16 protein-coding genes and 1 tRNA gene are annotated in these 18,669 nt (G+C 43.1%); 7 read left to right on the top strand and 10 right to left on the bottom strand.

Annotation, left to right across the window (positions count from 1 at the left end; translation table 11 throughout):
- Window positions 1–588 precede the first annotated feature (588 nt).
- The 4 genes from DTQ70_RS28175 to DTQ70_RS28190 form a co-directional block, all read right to left on the bottom strand.
- Window positions 589–662 (bottom strand) — tRNA-Asn (locus tag DTQ70_RS28175).
- A gap of 129 nt (window positions 663–791) precedes the next feature.
- Window positions 792–1,067, bottom strand: coding sequence for a hypothetical protein (locus tag DTQ70_RS28180; protein ID WP_028522138.1), 276 nt, complete (start codon window positions 1,065–1,067; stop codon window positions 792–794).
- Window positions 1,068–1,097: 30 nt separating this feature from the next.
- Window positions 1,098–1,718 carry a 16S rRNA (guanine(527)-N(7))-methyltransferase RsmG gene (gene rsmG, locus DTQ70_RS28185; protein ID WP_122934590.1) on the bottom strand — a complete coding sequence of 207 codons (621 nt, stop codon included), beginning with the start codon at window positions 1,716–1,718 and terminating at the stop codon, window positions 1,098–1,100.
- An 11-nt stretch (window positions 1,719–1,729) separates the two neighbouring features.
- Window positions 1,730–2,905 (bottom strand): glycosyltransferase, encoded by a 1,176-nt coding sequence (locus DTQ70_RS28190; RefSeq protein WP_122933910.1) that lies wholly within the window; start codon window positions 2,903–2,905, stop codon window positions 1,730–1,732.
- 137 nt (window positions 2,906–3,042) lie between these two features.
- Here DTQ70_RS28190 and tgt point away from each other — a divergent pair, with 137 nt between their 5' ends.
- The 4 genes from tgt (at window position 3,043) to glf (ending at window position 8,501) form a co-directional block, all read left to right on the top strand.
- Window positions 3,043–4,176, top strand: coding sequence for a tRNA guanosine(34) transglycosylase Tgt (gene tgt / locus DTQ70_RS28195; protein WP_122934591.1), 1,134 nt, complete (start codon window positions 3,043–3,045; stop codon window positions 4,174–4,176).
- 171 nt (window positions 4,177–4,347) lie between these two features.
- Window positions 4,348–5,859, top strand: coding sequence for an OmpA family protein (locus DTQ70_RS28200; RefSeq protein ID WP_122933911.1), 1,512 nt, complete (start codon window positions 4,348–4,350; stop codon window positions 5,857–5,859).
- Window positions 5,860–5,969: 110 nt separating this feature from the next.
- Window positions 5,970–7,259 (top strand): nucleotide sugar dehydrogenase, encoded by a 1,290-nt coding sequence (locus DTQ70_RS28205; RefSeq protein ID WP_122933912.1) that lies wholly within the window; start codon window positions 5,970–5,972, stop codon window positions 7,257–7,259.
- 141 nt (window positions 7,260–7,400) lie between these two features.
- Window positions 7,401–8,501 carry a UDP-galactopyranose mutase gene (gene glf / locus DTQ70_RS28210; protein ID WP_122933913.1) on the top strand — a complete coding sequence of 367 codons (1,101 nt, stop codon included), beginning with the start codon at window positions 7,401–7,403 and terminating at the stop codon, window positions 8,499–8,501.
- Window positions 8,502–8,573: 72 nt separating this feature from the next.
- Here the strand turns inward: glf and DTQ70_RS28215 are convergent, their stop codons facing one another.
- Both DTQ70_RS28215 and DTQ70_RS28220 read right to left on the bottom strand, forming a co-directional pair.
- The gene (locus DTQ70_RS28215; RefSeq protein ID WP_122933914.1) at window positions 8,574–8,855 is read right to left on the bottom strand and encodes a GNAT family N-acetyltransferase; all 282 of its coding nucleotides are present in this window, start codon (window positions 8,853–8,855) and stop codon (window positions 8,574–8,576) included.
- A gap of 6 nt (window positions 8,856–8,861) precedes the next feature.
- Entirely contained in the window at window positions 8,862–10,193 is a 1,332-nt protein-coding gene (locus DTQ70_RS28220) for a (Fe-S)-binding protein (RefSeq protein WP_122934592.1), read from the bottom strand.
- Window positions 10,194–10,330: 137 nt separating this feature from the next.
- Here DTQ70_RS28220 and DTQ70_RS28225 point away from each other — a divergent pair, with 137 nt between their 5' ends.
- From DTQ70_RS28225 to DTQ70_RS28235, 3 genes are all read left to right on the top strand, one after another.
- Window positions 10,331–14,245, top strand: a complete 3,915-nt coding sequence (locus DTQ70_RS28225) for an AAA domain-containing protein (RefSeq protein ID WP_122933915.1) — start codon at window positions 10,331–10,333, stop codon at window positions 14,243–14,245.
- Window positions 14,246–14,322: 77 nt separating this feature from the next.
- The gene (locus DTQ70_RS28230) at window positions 14,323–15,603 is read left to right on the top strand and encodes an LVIVD repeat-containing protein (protein ID WP_122934593.1); all 1,281 of its coding nucleotides are present in this window, start codon (window positions 14,323–14,325) and stop codon (window positions 15,601–15,603) included.
- A gap of 11 nt (window positions 15,604–15,614) precedes the next feature.
- Window positions 15,615–16,232: a hypothetical protein gene (locus DTQ70_RS28235; RefSeq protein WP_122933916.1), complete on the top strand. Its 618-nt coding sequence runs from the start codon at window positions 15,615–15,617 to the stop codon at window positions 16,230–16,232.
- A 113-nt stretch (window positions 16,233–16,345) separates the two neighbouring features.
- On the opposite strand, the gene DTQ70_RS28240 is transcribed toward DTQ70_RS28235, so the two are convergent.
- From DTQ70_RS28240 to DTQ70_RS28255, 4 genes are all read right to left on the bottom strand, one after another.
- Window positions 16,346–16,855 carry a hypothetical protein gene (locus DTQ70_RS28240; protein ID WP_122933917.1) on the bottom strand — a complete coding sequence of 170 codons (510 nt, stop codon included), beginning with the start codon at window positions 16,853–16,855 and terminating at the stop codon, window positions 16,346–16,348.
- Between the two features lie 110 nt (window positions 16,856–16,965).
- Entirely contained in the window at window positions 16,966–17,421 is a 456-nt protein-coding gene (locus tag DTQ70_RS28245) for a hypothetical protein (protein ID WP_122933918.1), read from the bottom strand.
- Window positions 17,422–17,725: 304 nt separating this feature from the next.
- Window positions 17,726–18,178 (bottom strand): hypothetical protein, encoded by a 453-nt coding sequence (locus DTQ70_RS28250; protein ID WP_164490251.1) that lies wholly within the window; start codon window positions 18,176–18,178, stop codon window positions 17,726–17,728.
- 73 nt (window positions 18,179–18,251) lie between these two features.
- On the bottom strand, window positions 18,252–18,548 hold the full coding sequence (locus DTQ70_RS28255; protein WP_164490252.1) for a hypothetical protein: 297 nt from the start codon (window positions 18,546–18,548) through the stop codon (window positions 18,252–18,254).
- Between the last annotated feature and the right edge of the window lie 121 nt (window positions 18,549–18,669).

Raw genomic sequence — 18,669 nt, forward strand, 5'->3', positions numbered from 1 at the left:
AACATAAAGGATTGGCAAGGACGTACACTTGATTATTTCCGAAAGTGATAATAGTCATGTTAATCGACAGTCAATAAAGGCAGGGGGGGAGGGTAAAAGTTGGGGCTTTTTACTTGGTTGACCCAAGCACACCCTCCACATACGATAGTGTGCAAAACCCTGATAGGGGGGGGAAGTAAAAGTTTAAAGTTATCGACGCGTTGACCCAAGTACATCTTCTACTCTTATTCTGTCAAAATTAAGTTGTAGGGGGGTATTTGTGGCCTGTAAGGTGTTGATATTTAGTGTTATAGGGCGTGTTTGTTTTATTTTGAAGCTTTATTTAGCCTATGTTTACAATACTGTTAAGGTTTCTAAAACACCACTTAGATAAAAGTTTCTAAGACCATTTGCAAAAAGCCATTCTTGGATATTATTTCAATTTGTTTCGGTTTATAAACCTTAGGTAAATTGGGTATTCAAAATTTGAGTTTAGTATTGTGACAAACACGCTTGAATCAGCAAACTGAACAATTTGTGGTGCAAGTTGTGGTGCAACTAGCAATAAAAAAGGAGTCACGATTTAACGTAACTCCTTGATTTTTAAGGCTCTCGAAGCTGGGCTCGAACCAGCGACCCTCTGATTAACAGTCAGATGCTCTAACCGACTGAGCTATTCGAGAGTTTGACCGTTATCGTTTCCGATTTTGGTGGTGCAAAAGTAGTAGCTTCTGCAATTAGACGCAAGAGTTTTTTGATATTTTTTTGCTGTTTTTTTGATTAAACAGCCTTTTGCTCTTAAAATCAGTCAATTATACACGCTCCAAAATGAGCTCTTTGATGCGTTGAGCGTCTCCTTTGGTAAAGTTTTCAATCACAATTTCGGGCCTTGCACGAGGAATAACTCGAATAGTGGCGAAAAACATGCCGCTGTCAATCTCTACGCCTGAAATGTCGCTGTAAAACACAAACTGCTCGGTGCCGCCAATGAGCTTCTTTAATTTGAAGCTTACTCCTTTGTCGGTCAGGTGTACTTCGTTGGGGCGAACAGGGTCTTTGATGCTACTTGATTTGAATATTTCGTTCATTTGATCGTTAAAATTACGGTGTTGGGTATGTTAGTTTGGGACGTAAACGATTTTTTTTGTTTCAAAAAAATCTTCCTCAAAAAATTCTTGTAAGTTGTAGATTTTGTATTTACGCTTGAGCTCGCTCATTTCTTCGTCTAAATCCCCTCCCTTTAATGCTAATACGCCGTTGGAGATAGAATGAACGTGGTTGCGACTAATTTTATTTTTGACCCAGCCGTGTAAAGGCGTAATTCGGGCTACGGCACGCGTAACAACAAAATCATAGTCGCTATCGGCCTGTTCGGCGCGGCAGTGTTCGGCACGGACGTTGGTGAGGTTAAGCGCTTCGGCCACGGCTTCTACCACTTTTATCTTTTTGCCAATGCTGTCCACCAAATGAAATTCGGCTTCTGGAAACATGATAGCCAACGGTATCCCAGGGAAGCCACCTCCAGTACCTACGTCTAGGATGTTGGCAAATTCGGCAAATTGTACCACTTTGGCAATCGCCAGCGAATGCAAAACATGGCGCTCATAAAGATTTTCAACGTCTTGCCGTGAGATAACGTTGATTTGGGCGTTCCAAAGAGCGTATAAGTCCTTCAAACGAGCAAAACGGTCGTGTTGAGAAGGAGTGAGTTGGGGAAAATATTTTTCGATGATTTCCATAATCAAATGGCTTACCGCCAGCGTACTTTTTTGCGTCGATTGGTCCACATCACCACCGACATAACGATGTAATAAATAAACAAAACAAAGTCCATAAATGGAATCGCAAACCAGCCTACAGATTTGTACAGCTTACGCGAAGCAATTCCTAAAACAATCCATTGGGATAATAGGCGTATTCCAAAAATAGCGGCAATGATAATAATATAGCCTAATTGCAAAGGTGGAAACGATACGCTTCCCCAGACTCCTAAACCAATAAAGAACATCCAATTGAGCACATGTGTTCCCGATAAAACTGATAGCCGAACTTTATTGGGAAATTTGTAGTACTTACTTACGGAGAGGTGGCGTTTCTTTTGCCAGTACCACGCCGCCCAAGTACTTTTGGGGATAGATACCATAAAGGTGTCGGGGTCAAGGCAAACAGCGGTGTTTTGGGCCGTTGCTATTTCGTTCATCAAAAGGTCGTCGTCTCCTCCCGTTACCCGCAAGTGACTATAAAAGCCTTTGTTTTGAAGAAATAGTGATTTACGGTACATCAAATTTCGCCCAACACCCATATAGGGTTTTCCCGCCAAGGCCAAGGATAGGTACTGAACCGCCACGTAAAATGTTTCAAAGCGAATAAGTCGGTTGAGAAACCCGGGCTGCTTTTCGTAAGGGGAAAAACCTACAACGATTTGTTTGTCCGAAGCCAAACACGCAACCATCCCCTTAATCCACTGGTCGGTGGTAGGGCGACAGTCGGCATCGGTCAATAAAATAATGTCATGTTTGGCACTGCGTATGGCCGTTGTGATGGCGTATTTTTTAGGAGTGACGTGGTCGTATTCCTGCTCAATGTGCAAAAAACGAACACGTTTCCATACTTGGGCTTCTGTTTCGGCAAAATCAACCGTGCCATCCCACGAGCGATCATCCATGACAATCACTTCATAGTTGGGATAGTCTTGTTCATTAAGCATTGGGAGCAATGCACGCAAGTTTTCGAGTTCGTTGTGTGCACATACTACGACAGATACCGCAGGAAGCTGGGCAGGGGGCTCGGTAGAGCGCCTAAAGAGCAGTCTGGTAAAAACGCCCAAAATGTAATAAAGCTGAACGACGACCACGGCGCCGAATATGCCTAACGATAGATTAACAACGGGATGTGAAGACCAATCAGGGAAATAAAGTATATCCATGCATTCTCAATAAGTGTGCAAATATAACGGGGTATTTTGGCATACAGAAAGTTGCGGAACTAGATAAACCAATATTGACCTTTATTTTTGCAGAAAAAGTGCACCAAGTGCGCAAAAAATTAATCAAACTAACACGGATGAAATTTGACTTAGTCACCAACGACCCGCATTCAAAAGCCCGCGCAGGGGTTGTTCATACTGACCACGGGGCGATTCAGACGCCTATTTTTATGCCAGTAGGTACGGCGGGAACTGTGAAGGCGGTACACCAACGCGAATTAAAAGAAGACATCAAGGCGCAAATAATTTTGGGAAATACTTATCACTTGTATTTGCGTCCAGGACTGGATATACTCGAAAAGGCAGGAGGGTTACACAAATTTAACGGTTGGAATTTTCCTATTTTGACTGATAGTGGAGGGTATCAGGTGTACTCATTGGCAGGGACGGGGCGTAAGATTACCGAAGAAGGGGTAAAATTTAAGTCGCACATCGACGGCTCTTTGCACTTTTTTACGCCCGAAAGCGTCATGGATATTCAGCGGCGAATCGGAGCAGATATTATCATGGCATTTGACGAATGTACTCCTTATCCGTGTGACTTCTCCTACGCAAGGAAGTCTATGGAAATGACGCATCGCTGGTTGCAGCGCTGCTGCGATCGATTTGATGCGACAGAGTCAAAGTACGGATATAGCCAAACCTTGTTTCCGATTGTTCAAGGAAGTACGTACAAAGACTTGCGGCGTCAATCGGCCGAGTTCATTGCGAGCATGGGGCGAGAAGGAAACGCCATTGGTGGATTATCGGTAGGAGAACCCGCCGAAGATATGTACGAAATGACGGAGTTGGTGTGTGATATTTTACCCAAAGACAAACCTCGGTATTTGATGGGGGTAGGAACACCCGAAAATATCTTAGAGTGTATAGCTCTTGGTATTGATATGTTCGACTGCGTGCTTCCTACCCGCAACGCCCGCCACGGAATTTTGTACACCACACAGGGAGTGATTAACATCCGAAATGAGAAATGGAAGGATGATTTTAGTCCAATTGACGAAACATTGGGGGGGTATGTGAGTTCTTTTTATTCAAAGAGTTACCTTCGCCACCTGATTAAATCAGAAGAAATCTTAGGTTCGCAAATTGCCAGTGTGCACAACCTAACTTTCTACTTGTGGCTTGTGGGTCAGGCTCGTGAGCAAATTTTGGCAGGTACCTTTGCCCAGTGGAAGAACGAAATTTTAAAGAAAATAAACCAGCGGCTTTGAAAATTGGGCAAAAAGAATTTTCTTTAGAAAGCCAAAACATTTTTGAAATAAAAATTGAATCTCTACTTTTGTTGTCGAATTTGGTTCGGAAAGACTATTTTTGCCGTAGTAGAAGTCATTAAGATAAAGATAAACGTATCCCCCTTATTCAACATTACAAAAAGGTTTATTATGAAAAAAGTATTTCTGCTTGTCACGTTCTTAGTGTTGGGAACATGCTTGCTTGAAGCCCAAGCACAGTATAATCCGAAAGCTCCTTATGAAGGTCCCTACAAAATGAACACTTGGTCATTAGGAGTTTATGCGGGTCCAAGTCAGTTCTATGGTGACTTGCGTGAGTATGACTTTTGGCCCGTTGGAACGAATAATTTCGATAGCCAGTCGGAACGTGGAACCATGCACGTGGGTCTAACACTTGGCAAACAACTTACCTACCTTTTTGGAGCACGCCTCGACGTAGGCGGAGGAAACCTCAAGGGGATGAAGCGCCGTATTTACCAGTCGTACTTCAATGCAAACTATTTCCAAGCGGATGTAGCTGCAACGGTTAATTTGAAAGGGTTGCTCTTTGGCCCTACCAAGATGAAGCGTTGGAAAATGGATGTTTATGGTGGTGCAGGTCAAATTTGGTTCCGTTCAACGGCTTATCAGTTAGGCTCAGGTCGTTTGCAACGTCGTTCGGATGATTCTCCGACTTTGCGCAACAATATCACTGAGTTGAATAAAAAAGCTTCTGCTTATACGCAGGAGTGGGTGATTCCTGTAGGCTTCACTACTTCATATGAACTGACGAAAAACCTTGATTTAGGTTTGGATTTCCGTTTGAACAACGTAAATACTGAAAAATTAGACGCTACTGTAGGTGGTGACCCATCGGCGATTTATGATGGCGGAGAAGGTGGACGTTTGTACCAAGGAGGAACCGCTACCAGTTTCTTAGGAACACCTAAAGGTAACTCGGCACTTGATAAGTATGGTTTCTTTGCGATTAGCTTGACGTACAAATTGGGTAAAAACCCACTTCGTGTAGAAAAGAAAAATGGCAAATGGGCGTATGATTTCAATGCTTTGGATGCTGGAAAAGGCTTTTACCACTTGCGTTACACCGATCCTAAGTTGTTGGTTAAACCACCAAAAATCCTTTCATTGGCCGAAATCGATTCAATCGCTAAAGCCAACAAGCCAAAAGAAATCGATCCTCGTTTGTTGATAGATACCGACAACGACGGTGTGTCTGATTACTTCGATAAAGAACCAAATACACCTGCTGGAAGTATCGTAACGGGTGCTGGTCAGAAAATTGATTTCGACAAATACGTGAAAGATGCCTTGCCAGGGATGGCTTGTTCAGAAATCTTTGCCAACGTATTGTTTGATACTGACAAAGCCATCATCAAACCTGAATTCTACGATTTGTTGAACAAAGTAGTAGAGTTGATGAACAAAACACAATGCCGCCTCCAAATGGCTGGTCACGCCGACCGTCGCGCATCTGACCGCTACAACGTAGCCTTGTCTGAGCGCCGCGTAAATGCCGTGAAGCAGTACTTGTCACAGGCAGGTTTGAAAGATCCAAACCGCATTGTGGTGGACGCTTACGGTGCATTCAAACCAATCGCTGACAACGGTACAGTAGATGGATTGAAGAAAAACCGTCGTGTTGAATTGAAATTGATGCCATAGACGCTCAAAATAGCATAATTTGAAACAGCCCTGGCCCGCAATGTCAGGGCTGTTTCATTTGGTACTCAGTGGAGTAGTATGCTATATTTGTGGATTGATTAAAGAACAAAATGTATCAACAACTCCTCAGGAAAGAAAATCAGATAGCTGTCATTGGTTTGGGGTATGTAGGTTTGCCTATTGCCCTAGAATTTGCGAAGTATTTTCGGGTCATTGGTTTTGACATTAACCATAGCCGTGTTGAGCTGATGCAACGTGGCATTGACCCTTCACAAGAATTAGAGGCGTCGGTGTTTGATGGGAAGGATATTGTTTTTACTTCAAACTTGGAAGATTTGCGGCAAGCCCAATTTTTTGTGGTAGCAGTTCCGACACCCGTTGACGATTATAAAGTTCCTGACCTAAAACCTTTAATTGGCGCATCGCACACCATTGGCAAAGTTCTAAAAAAGGGAGATTACGTGATTTATGAATCAACCGTCTATCCTGGGTGTACCGAAGAAGATTGTTTGCCTATCTTGGAAAAAGAATCAGGGTTGAAACTTGGAGCAGATTTTAAAATAGGCTACTCACCCGAGCGAATTAACCCAGGAGATAAAGAACGAACCATCGACAAAATCCTGAAAATTGTGTCGGGAAGTGATGCCGAAGCGTTAGAAGAAATTGCCCAAGTCTATGGCCAAATTATTTCAGCAGGTATTTATAAAGCCCCAACAATTAAAGTCGCTGAAGCGGCTAAAGTGATTGAAAATACCCAACGAGATTTGAACATTTCGCTGATGAACGAGTTGGCGATTATCTTTGACCGCATGGGGATAGATACCAAAGATGTGATAGAAGCGGCGGGGACGAAGTGGAATTTTATCAAATTTTATCCAGGCTTGGTAGGAGGGCATTGCATTGGCGTTGACCCTTATTATTTGCTTTATAAAGCCAAAAAATTAGGATACGACCCGCAAGTCATTCACAGTGGGCGCCGTATCAATGACGGAATGCCTGCCTTTATCGCCAAGCGTTTGATACAAATGCTGATTCAAAAAAGTAAGAGCCCACAAAACGCCAAGGTGCTGGTGATGGGAATTACCTTCAAAGAAAACGTGTCAGATATCCGTAATTCAAAAATAGCGGACTTAATCAAAGAATTGATGAGCTTTTCGGTCAATGTACACATCGTTGACCCGTACGCTTCTCCCAATGAAGTAGCGCACGAATACGGCCTTACGCTGATGGACAAGCCCTCAAACGATTATGATGCAGTGATTGTGTCGGTGGGCCATAATGAGTACAAAGCATTGGATATTGATTACTTTAAACAAATCATGAAAGAAGCTCCCATTCTGATGGATTTGAAAGGAATGTATCGAAATACGGACGAGAAAATAACTTATTGGAGACTTTAACTTCAGTTGATTGCTGGTAGTCCATAGTTGATAGTCCATAGTCCACGGTTGATAGCTTACAGTGATTTTCTGTTGGCTGATGACCATCGACTGCTGATCATCGACCATCGGCCATCGAATTAACTGCCAACTTTAAACAAAATGTACGATTATCTAATTGTTGGTGCTGGATTGTTTGGAAACGTTTGGGCGCACGAAGCCACTAAACGCGGGAAAAAATGCTTGGTCATCGACCGCCGAAACCACATCGGTGGGAACACTTACTGCGAAAATGTAGAAGGAATCAATGTGCACTACTATGGCGCACATATTTTCCATACCAACGACAAAGAGATTTGGGACTACGTGAATTCGTTTGTGGAGTTTAATCGCTACACCAATTCGCCCATTGCTAATTACTACGGGGAGTTGTACAATTTACCGTTTAATATGAACACCTTTTACCAAATGTGGAAGGTGAAAACGCCTGAAGAAGCAAAAGCTAAAATTCAGGAGCAAATTGAGGCGGCTAATATCAAAGACCCTCAAAACTTGGAAGAACAAGCCATTTCGTTGGTAGGAACAGACATCTACGAAAAACTCATTAAAAGCTATACCGAAAAGCAATGGGGGCGTAAATGCGTGGATTTACCCGCTTTTATCATTAAGCGCTTGCCCGTTCGCTTTACGTTTGACAATAACTATTTCAACGATCGCTACCAAGGAATCCCGATTGGTGGATACAACAAGTTGAACGAAGCCTTGCTGGAAGGAACTGATGTGCGTTTGGGCGTAGATTTTTTTCAGAATCGTGCTGAGCTAGAAGCGTTGGCGAAACAAGTGGTTTATACGGGGCAATTAGATGAGTATTTCGGGTTTCAATTAGGGTATTTGGAGTACCGTAGCTTACGTTTTGAGCACCAAACGTTGGATACTGCTAACCACCAAGGAAATGCCGTGGTGAACTATACCGACGGAGAAACAGCGTTTACGCGAATCATCGAACACAAACACTTTGAGTTTGGAACGCAAGAAAAAACGGTAATTACGCACGAATATCCGCAAGAGTGGACGCCAGGACAAGAGCCTTATTATCCTGTCAATGACGATAAAAACGACCGTTTGTTGAGAGAATACCGCAAATTGGCGGAAGCTGAAACCAACGTGATTTTTGGCGGGCGCCTAGCAGAATACCGCTACTACGATATGCACCAAGTGATTGGCTCGGCTTTAGTAAAAGTACGTAAACACTTTGGCGAATAAAACAGGGAAGTTTTACCCAACAAAAAAGCGGAGCAAATACTTGTTCCGCTTTTTTGTTGAAGGATACACCTGCTAAAGAAAAGTGAGTTGCTGATATTCAGGATGGCGCTGGATGTAGATTTTGATAAACGGACAAAGTACGCGCACTTTTAAATGGTGCTTCTGCGCATAGTCCAATACATGTTTGGCTAAACCTGACCCGATCCCTTTCCCCTCCAAAGAAGGAGGTACTTCGGTATGATAAAAGGTGATTTGCTCATCTTCGGTTTGGGCATAATCGACAAAAGCCACTTGCCCGTCAATCCACCATTCAAAGCGGTTTTCTTCGGTATTATTTACAATAGGGACGTTCATTTGTTGTTATTTTAAGTTATCAGCCCAGTTGAAGCGGTCACTTGGTGAAAACTTCCACGGCGCCTGATTAGTTTCAAGGTTGTTAAACATGGCGTTCCAAGAACTTGGTGCTTGGGCTTCGTCCATGATTTTATAACGGCGCAATTGAAGGATAATGTCCAACGGACTAATAAGAACGGGGCATTCCTGAACGCAAGCGTTGCAGGTTGTACAGGCCAAAATCTCTTCTTCGGAGATATAATCGCCAAGCAGGCTTTTGCCGTCGTCTTTAAATTCGCCACCGTTGGCCAGCATGATTTTGCCTACATCTTCCAAACGGTCGCGGGTATCCATCATGATTTTGCGCGGTGAAAGGGCTTTACCTGTCATATTGGCGGGGCAAGAAGAGGTGCAGCGCCCACATTCGGTGCAAGAATAGGCGTCCATCAAGTTTTTCCAACTCAAATCGGTAACGTCTTTTGCGCCAAAACGACCGATTTCGGCGGGAGCCTCGGTGGCGTCAGGTTGGTCTAAACCAAGCATGATTTTTACCTCTTTGGTGATTTCTGGCATATTTTGCATTTCTCCTTTGGAGGTCAGATTGGCAAAATAGGTATTGGGAAAAGCCAAAAAGATGTGAAGGTGCTTTGAGTACGTTACGTACAAAGCAAATGCAAAAATTCCTAAGATGTGTAACCACCACGCGCCGCGCTCAATGGCAATGAGTCCATTATCAGATAAACCTGAATATAAAGGCTGCAAAAAAGTACTAAAGAAAAAACCACCTACCAGCGGATAATGCTCAGCCCCACGTTCTTGCAATAAGGCATCGGCCGCATTCATGCTCAAAATAGCGAACATCAAGACAATTTCCGTTACTAAAATAACGTTGGCATCCAGCGCAGGAAAACCATTTAACTCGCGGTGACGCGTGGGTTGCAAGCGTTCTACGTTGGTGATGTTGCGACGAACTAAAAAAATGACGCATACAACAAGTACTCCCACCGCTAAAAATTCAAAGAAATTAATGAGCACAGGGTAAAAACTGCCCAAAACAGGGGCAAACAGGCGGTGGGTTCCTAACAAACCATCCAAAACGATTTCGAGAACTTCGAGGTTGATGAGCAAAAAACCTGCATAAATGACAAAGTGCATAATTCCTACAATGGGTCGGTCAAACATTTTCTTTTGGCCAAATGCCACCCGAATCATGGTACTTAGGCGCTCATTGGGTCGGTCGGTTCGGTTGTCCGATTTTCCAAGCTGAATCGTTTTTTTGATGATTCCTACCCGTTTTGAAATAAGCCATGCCGTTAGTCCTAACGCCACGGCAAAAAGAACTTGTTGAGCTATCTGCATTTTGGTTTTTAGGGTTGATTGTATTTTGTCATATCGTCGGTGGTCTGCAAGCATACCATTGACAAATATCGTGAAAGTTTACTGAACTCAAACAAGGAGGTGTATATTTGTTTTACGCCCTATTTCTCCCTCAAAGAATGAATCTGACTCCTGATATTCTTAAAAAATACCTGCGCCGTTTGACCAATCTGAGCAGTCGAAACCGTTCGCTGTTGTTATCAACTCTTTCGGCTGACCAATTTTTAGATTGGAAAGCGTTGGATTTTGTGGACAATCGCTCGGCATTTGATGTTTTGAGTGACCTGATTGCCCAGAAAAAAACAGTTCGGTTGAGCCAAGTGATTGACCCGCGTTCGGAAAAAGGCAATGAAGTAAGCAAGCGGTTGCGGAAATTGGCCCGTACGGAGCGATTTATCGAGGAAGAACGTGGTTCGGAGGATTTGTATGTGGGTTATCCGTTTGTGAGAGGGAAATTGATGGATGGTACGGTGATACATGCGCCTTTGGTATATTTTCCAGTAACGCTTCAAAAAAACGAAGAAAACGTCGCCTACTGGGAGCTTCGTCGTCGCCCTGAGCCTACCTTACTCAATCGTAGTTTTTTGCTGGCTTATGGGTATTTTAATCAGGTAACTATCCCCGATGAATTGCTGGAAAAAAACCTAGAAGAACTGAGCCGCGACTCGTTGGTGTTTCGGACGGAGTTGTACGAGTTACTCAAAGAAAGTGCGCTTAAACTCAATTTCAACCAAGCCATTTTTCAAGATACGTTGCAGTATTTTGATGAAAGCTCAAAAGCTGATCTTGAGCTTTTGGAACAAAATGGAGAACTGAAACTATATCCTGAGGCGGTTCTGGGGATTTTCCCACAAGCGGGGAGTTATTTAGCACCCGATTATGAAGCGCTTATTTCGCAAGAGGAAGAACTGGTTGACGATGAGGAGGCAAGTGTTTTTTCGGCTTCAATAAAAGAAGCCAATACGTTCACTGCGTTCCAACAAGATGCCTCGCAAGAACAGGCGCTGTTGCGGGTAAAACAAGGAGAGTCGTTGGTGGTAGAAGGGCCGCCAGGGACGGGAAAATCGCAGTTGATTGCGAACTTGATGACCGATTTTGCTGCGCGTGGTAAACGTGTGCTTTTGGTATGTCAAAAACGGGTCGCGTTGGATGTGGTATATGAACGGCTTCGACAGGTAGGTGTAGCACCTTTTGCGGCACTGATTCACGATTTTAAGAACGACCGAGCAGATTTGTACGCCCAACTTGATGCCCAAATTAGTCAAGTCGATGAGTACCAGAAGCAAAATTATGCGCTGGATTCGATTGTGCTGGAAAGGCAGTTTTTGCAAGTAAGTCGCTCGATTGAACAGCTTTGTAGCGAACTAAACGCCTTCAAAGAGGCGCTTTTTGATGCTAACGAATGTGGTTTGTCGCCCAAAGAACTGTACCTCACCAGTTCGTCGCAGGTGGCCAATATTCCCATTCCTCAGTTTCGACAGTTTCGGTTTGACAACCGCTTGGAGACATTCTTACAAAAGCTGCGTCGGTTGGAGCAATACCAGCGTTTTTTGCCTTCACCGCATCCTTGGGAAGAACGAGTTGATTTTTCCAGCATTGGTTTTCAGGAAATAACAGTGGTAAAAAATACCATTGAAGAAGCTGTTCAAACCTACGAATATACCCAAAAATCGACAAGTGATTGGTTGGGGCAAACACTCAATGCGGCTCATTTATGGGAACTTCATCGCCTGGATGCACAAGTTAGAGCTTGGTACGAACGGTTACAACATCCGCTAAACTGGGATTTTTTTGAACGTAGGATTAGTGGAAAAATGACCAAATCGCTCACACAATGGTTGGCTAAGGTACACAAAAATGGGAAGAAATTCGGGGCTCAATCAGTTTTAATGGATGTGGTTCCGACGGCTGAATTGCCTCGTTTTGAACACCGCCTTGAGGCATTGATACATGCCCGCCAGTCGGTTGTAAAATGGCTTTTTTATTCGGATAAGGATTATTTTCGGCACCTTACGGCTTCTTTGGGTTTAACCTTGGAGTTGACAGATTTGTACCAACTGCGTCAACGACTCGAAAACCGAAAAGCCTTGGAGCAATGGGTGGATGAGGTTGAAAGTAAGTTAACGATTTCTATAAGAGACGCGAACATGAGCCAAACCTTGCTTCGGTGGGAAGAAGTGCATGAAGCAATGGCACAAGCCGAACAACTACAACTTGAAATACAACAAAACGCCCCTTTTCTGGAAAGTTTGGCTTTAAAAGGAAAAGAAGAATGGGAGAGCGTAACAAAGCAGTTGTTGACTTTGGCCTCGGAGTTTTCGGGTAAGTACCAACTTTGGCAACGTTATTTGACCCAAGGGCAGTTGTTGCGATTGGAAGAGTCGGCTGCGTACGGAGCAGAACTAAAAAAAGCGCTTGAGGCAAATTTTGATGCTTTGGTGGAAATGGATTCGTTGAAAAATGAATTATCCGAATCGGAACGAGAAATATACGAAAAGCTGCAAACCGAAACGTCGCATTCTTGGATAGACGTAGTCCAAAACTCATTACGACTGGCTTGGTTGGCGTATTTAGAAGAAAAAAATCCTGTATTAAGGTCGGTTTCATCCTTAAAAATGAGTCAGTGGGAAGAAGAACTCCAGCAGCTGATTGAACAAAAACAGGCGCTGAGTCGGGCGATATTGGGAATGCAACTTCGCGAACAGACATATAAAGAAATTAGCTTTAATCGCTTGCAAAACCGCACAACCTACCGCGAATTGCAGCACCAAGTGACCAAAAAACGAAAAATTTGGCCCGTACGAAAATTGATGGAACAGCACGCCGAAGAAGTTTTTCGCTTGGTACCGTGCTGGATGGCATCGCCCGAAACTGTTTCTGCCGTTTTTCCGCTTAGGCGTGGGTTGTTTGATGTGGTGATTTTTGACGAAGCGTCTCAGTGCTATGCTGAGTACGGCATTCCCGCGATTTATCGGGCCAAACAAGCCGTGATTGTGGGCGATAGCAAGCAGTTGGCGCCGTACGATTTGTACCGTGCGCGTTATGAAGACGAAACCGAAGAAGAGCAGGTCGCTTTGGAAGTGGAGTCGTTGTTGGATTTGGCCAAACATTTCTATTCGGACACGTTGCTACAAGGGCATTACCGAAGCCGTTCTTTGGATTTGATTGATTTTTCAAACCAACATTTTTACAAAAATAAACTTCAGTTACTCCCTCATTTTCAGGATATAAACGAAAACATCCCAGCGATTGAATACGTCAAAGTGGACGGAGTTTGGGAGCAAAATCGCAATAAGCTAGAAGCTGAGAGGGTGGTAGAGTTGGTGAAAATGTTGCAAAATGAGCAACCCAACGCGTCGGTGGGCGTGGTGACGTTCAATTATCCACAGCAACAGCTGATTGAACAGCTTCTGCAAGAGACGGTCGAACAAGGCGAGGTAGGATGGAAGAAGTCATTTTTTGTCAAAAACATTGAAAATGTACAAGGAGACGAGCGCGATATTATTATTTTTTCGGTGGGATACGCGCCTGACGCTCGCGGGCGATTTCGTGCTCAATTTGGGAGTTTGAATGCCCGTGGTGGAGAAAATCGGTTGAATGTGGCGGTCACTCGGGCGCGGCAAAAGGTGTATGTAGTAACGAGCATTTGGCCCGACCAACTGCAGGTAGAAACAGCCCTACATTCGGGTTCTAAACTGTTGAAGTCATACTTAACGTATGCGCTGAATGTGTCTTCGGGTGCCTATCGTCCACGGCCATTGGAACTTTATAAACGACCGTCGAGCTGGCTTTTGAAGCACCGTTTGCAGCAAACTGCATTGGAAAAAGAAGGTACTTTGTTAGAAGAACTTCCTTTTGCGGATTTGACAGTGAAAAAGGGAGATAGCTACGAAAAAGTTGTTTTGACGGATGATGAGTTGTACCAACAAGCGATTTCGGTTAAAGAATCACATGCTTACATCCCGTTGCTGTTGCGAGCCAAAGGATGGAATTTTGAGCGACGTTGGAGTCGTGAGTGGTGGCGAGAAAAGTGATTATTTTATTTGCGTTCCAACGCAATGAAATTGAAAAGCGTCATTGGGGTATAAACACCTTAAACCCCCCGTTTGCCATGAGACGTTTACTTTTACCTATTCTTTTTATTGTTGGTCTCGCACAATGGTCGTGCACCGACCGCTGTACCGAAACGCGTAAGTACAAACGCTTCACGCCTGTGACCATTTCATTGGCTGAAATTCGTCAAGGCGTACGTACCGAAACGGCACATGAACTGGAAACTCCAGGGAAAATCTACGCCAAAGGAAATTATCTATTTATCAACGAGCAAAAAAAAGGCTTACACATCATTGATAATTCTAACCCTGCCGCGCCCAAAATCATTTCATTTATTACCATTCCTGGAAATGGCGACATGGCCGTCCGTGGGAATATTTTGTACGCCGACAGCTATTCTGATTTAGTGGCGTTGGATATTTCTAACCCATTGGAAGTGAAAGAAATAAGTCGTCAAAAAGATGTGTTTCAGACGGGTCAATTCGATGGCGCTTGGTGGTCGCTCAACACAACCACGGGAGCGATTCAGGACCAAAATATGCAGATTGTTACCGAAACCATTCAAACCAACTGCGAAAATAGCAATGGTTCGTGGTGGGGAGGAACATTTTTTGCGATGGATAGCCGTGCTGCTCTTCAGTCGAGCACTGTTCCTTCCAATTCAAATGCGCAAGGGCAAGCGGGCTCGATGGCACGTTTTGCGCTGTATGACAAATACTTATACACCGTCAGCCAAAGCGATATGCAGCTGTTTGATATTGGCATACCATCGCAACCCAAGGCTTCGACAAAAATCCGATTGGGTTGGGGAATCGAAACCATTTTCCCGTACCGTGACAAACTTTTCATTGGTTCTACGACGGGAATGTTTATCTATGACAACAGTAATCCTGAAAACCCGCAACACCTATCGACGTTCCAACACGCCATGTCGTGCGACCCCGTGGTCGTGACCGATAACCGTGCCTACGTGACGTTGCGGTCGGGTACTACTTGTAATCGTGGGCTAAATCAACTCGACGTGATTGACATTACCGATTTGCGGACTCCTCGCTTGTTGAAATCGTATCCAATGCAAAACCCCCACGGCTTGGGCGTTGATTATCCTAATTTATACTTGTGTGAAGGCACGCACGGACTTAAATCATTGAACATTGCCAATGATTTTGACGTAAAACAACTTCAACACCTGAAAGACATGGATGCGTACGACGTGATTCCATTGTCGAACAAAACGCTTTTGATGATTGGCAAGGACGGGCTGTATCAGTTTGACGTTTCAAACGCTTCAGGACTTCGTCAAATCAGTAAAATTCCTGTAAAACGGGTTGAAATTTAAACCACTTTGTCATGCTGGAAGCATCTAAAATAAATTCTTTGAAACAATGGCGTAGTGGGTTGATATTCATCTGCTTACTAGCTTGTACAATCACTGCCTCTGCACAATTTAAGCCTCATTACGTCAACATGACGGAAGTAGGCGGGTTGTTTGGACGAGTGGTGTATGATATTCCGTGGAGCGTTCCCGTTCAGCAACAAGTCGAAAATCGCCTTAGTTTAACGTTGCAAACGTTTAACGGAGTCCAACTCAAACCACGCATGGCCGTGGGGCTCACAACGGGACTGGATTGGTACCAATCGGCCTTATTGATGCCCGTTGCCGCAGGCATCCGCTACGACTTGGCCAAAAGTAAAAACAACGTGACCTTGTTGGGAATGTTGGATGCAGGTTACGGATTTCAATGGCTACATGCCGACGCAACGGGCTACAAAACCGACGGCGGAATGATGATTAGCCCAGGGTTAGGCTTAAAATTTGGCTTAAAATCAGGAAGTGCGTTGTTGCTGTCCCTGAGCTACAAGCGTCAACACGCCAAGTCCACTGAGCCTTTGGGGTGGGGCGAAATAGAGAAGTGGGAAAACCGCGTTTATAACCGAATGGCAGTGCGTTTTGGCTTCGTGTTTTAAGTACCAAAGCACAAATTTGAGTAGTCGCTCGTGTCTCACGAGTGACTACTATTTCTCCGATGGCGCGAGCGTTCCGCTCGTGTCGCTTATTCCAAGGCTTCTAGCCGATAAACTCAAAGCCCATTCCATCGAATTTTCACGCCACCCCGCGAATAGGTCGCAAACATGACAGGAGGGTCAAACGATAGCATCGAAACCTCTTTCACTCCACCGCCTGTATCTTTTTCTGTATAACCCCACATCAGGTGTTTCTTCAATTTTTTCGTTATGTGGTTGGGAAATTGCTCATTTCCTTGAAACATACGGCCTACCCCGTTATCAATCAAAAAATAGTAGCCTTTGTGCTCGAATAAAAAAAAGGGCTTGTAATAATCCGTAATCGCTTCAAAAGTGGCAACGGCTTCAAAACGGTAATAAATCGTGTCTTTGACCGCGCCAATAGATACGTGAACCACTTTTTCTTTTTTCTTCTGTACTTTGTCAATGTATTGATTAAAAATGGTAAGCGTAACACTGTCCTTAATAGTTACTTCCCGAGAAAAGTAAGGTGCTTTACTCTTTTTCTGAGCAAAGGCATTTTGAATCACCAAGAAGCTTATAGAGAGAACGATAATTATTTTCATGCTGCAAGTTGTACTAGATATAACCAATACCGATGGCGCGAGCGTCACCGCTCGTGTCGCTTATTCCAAGGCTTCCAGCCGATAAACTTCGCTGAGCAAAAAGTATTTTCCTATAAATGTTCTAAAAAAAGAAAGAAATAGCCTCTACTCTCATCAACTAATAACAAGGAAGTAATACCTTTCTCATTACTATTTAACTCAAATTTTCCTTTTAATCCCCTTTGAGAAAAATAGTTCTTTTTTATATTCATGGGAATAGGCAACTGAGTCATTGTTGAATCTGTCAATGGTTTAAAATGACCTGTATGGTATAAAGTTTCAAAAAATGAACGGTCATTAACCTCGAACAGTGCTACAATATACTCATCATCCATAAGGAAATTCGTTTCTCCTTCGTGAAAGAAAATAATTTTTGAGTCCGCTGGAAGCTTTGTTTTTGAGATTTGACTAACTACTTTATGAGCATTTCTAGGAGGCCAGAACCCATAGTTCCAACGGTAAGCCACTACTATCAAAAAGCCTACAAAAAGGAGAGCAAAAGCTATTTTTTTAAATCTCTTATTCACGACACTCTAAATAGGTATTTTATAAGAGTAATTTGGTTAAAGGCTTTGTAACTGTTTGAACTCATTAAAACAAACAGCTAGCTAGTATTATTGCTCCAGAGGAGCTATATCTTAGTAGCCAAAATGAATCAGGTCAGAAATCAAGCCCCATCGGGGTAGCCGACGCTCAGTGACCTCTCTCAGCGAACATCAGTTGCCTCGATGGATTTCTTTTGGGAGAAATTTGTTTGTCTTTTTGTACATATAGCCTCGCTGAGGCCGTTTTTTAATGCGTTTGACCTGAGTATTAAGAGAGTGTCAACTGTTAAATATAACTCTTTATACAACTAACTACCTTCCATTGACTAGACTCGTCTTTTTTTAATATGTATTGCAATACCCACCCTCCTCCAACAAGCCTTACTGTCACCTTTAACTCATCTTTTTTTAATTGAGTAAAGCCAGTAACCGCCAGTAAATTTAAAGGCAAATCAGACGCTTTCATAATTTTATTTTCAATGGAATCTACAAAATTTGCATTGTAGTTAATATCCTTATTTAAAATTTTCAATGGCCATTTCTTACGTATTATTTTGCTGAATACTAAAGTAGGAGGTACAGAAGCTACCTTTACTTTATTAATTAAAATCGAATCTTGGAATATAGTTTGAATGACTTTTACAGAATCAGCGTAAACCATTTCGGTCGTAGTTGTGCTTGTGGTATGACAACCAAATAATATTCCTATTGTACTTAAAAGAAAAATAATTGTTTTCATATTAATAATAATTAAGTAAAAATATAGGTTAATTCCTGATGCTTTTAAAAGCATCAGGAAAAATGTGACTATTTTAATTTTTAAAAAATTCATAAACATACTGGCTAGCGTTTTGCTTAGTAATATGTGCTCCAAATGCTTCATTCTCAAATGAATATGCCCACAGTTCTCCAGGCTCTTGTTTGCCCAAAATAGCATTTCCATAGTGAACTACTTCATGGAGTAGTGCTACTGCCAAAAGGAATGCTGTAGCTTGTTTTGTACTTTCCAAGTTTGCGGTTTCTAAACCTCTTACAAAACTGTCTTGTATTTCAATTACTGGAGCAGGATAACCTGGACAAATACAGTGACCAAGTACTGTAGGAGACAAGTCGCCTCTTACCGATGGCGCGAGCGTCACTGCTCGTGTCGCTTATTCCAAGGCTTACAGCCTTTTCATAATAAAAGTTAGCCAGTAGCTTCAATCAAGAGCAGGTAAGGTACTTATTGTA

The sequence above is a fragment of the Runella sp. SP2 genome (genome assembly GCF_003711225.1).
Taxonomy (GTDB): domain Bacteria; phylum Bacteroidota; class Bacteroidia; order Cytophagales; family Spirosomataceae; genus Runella.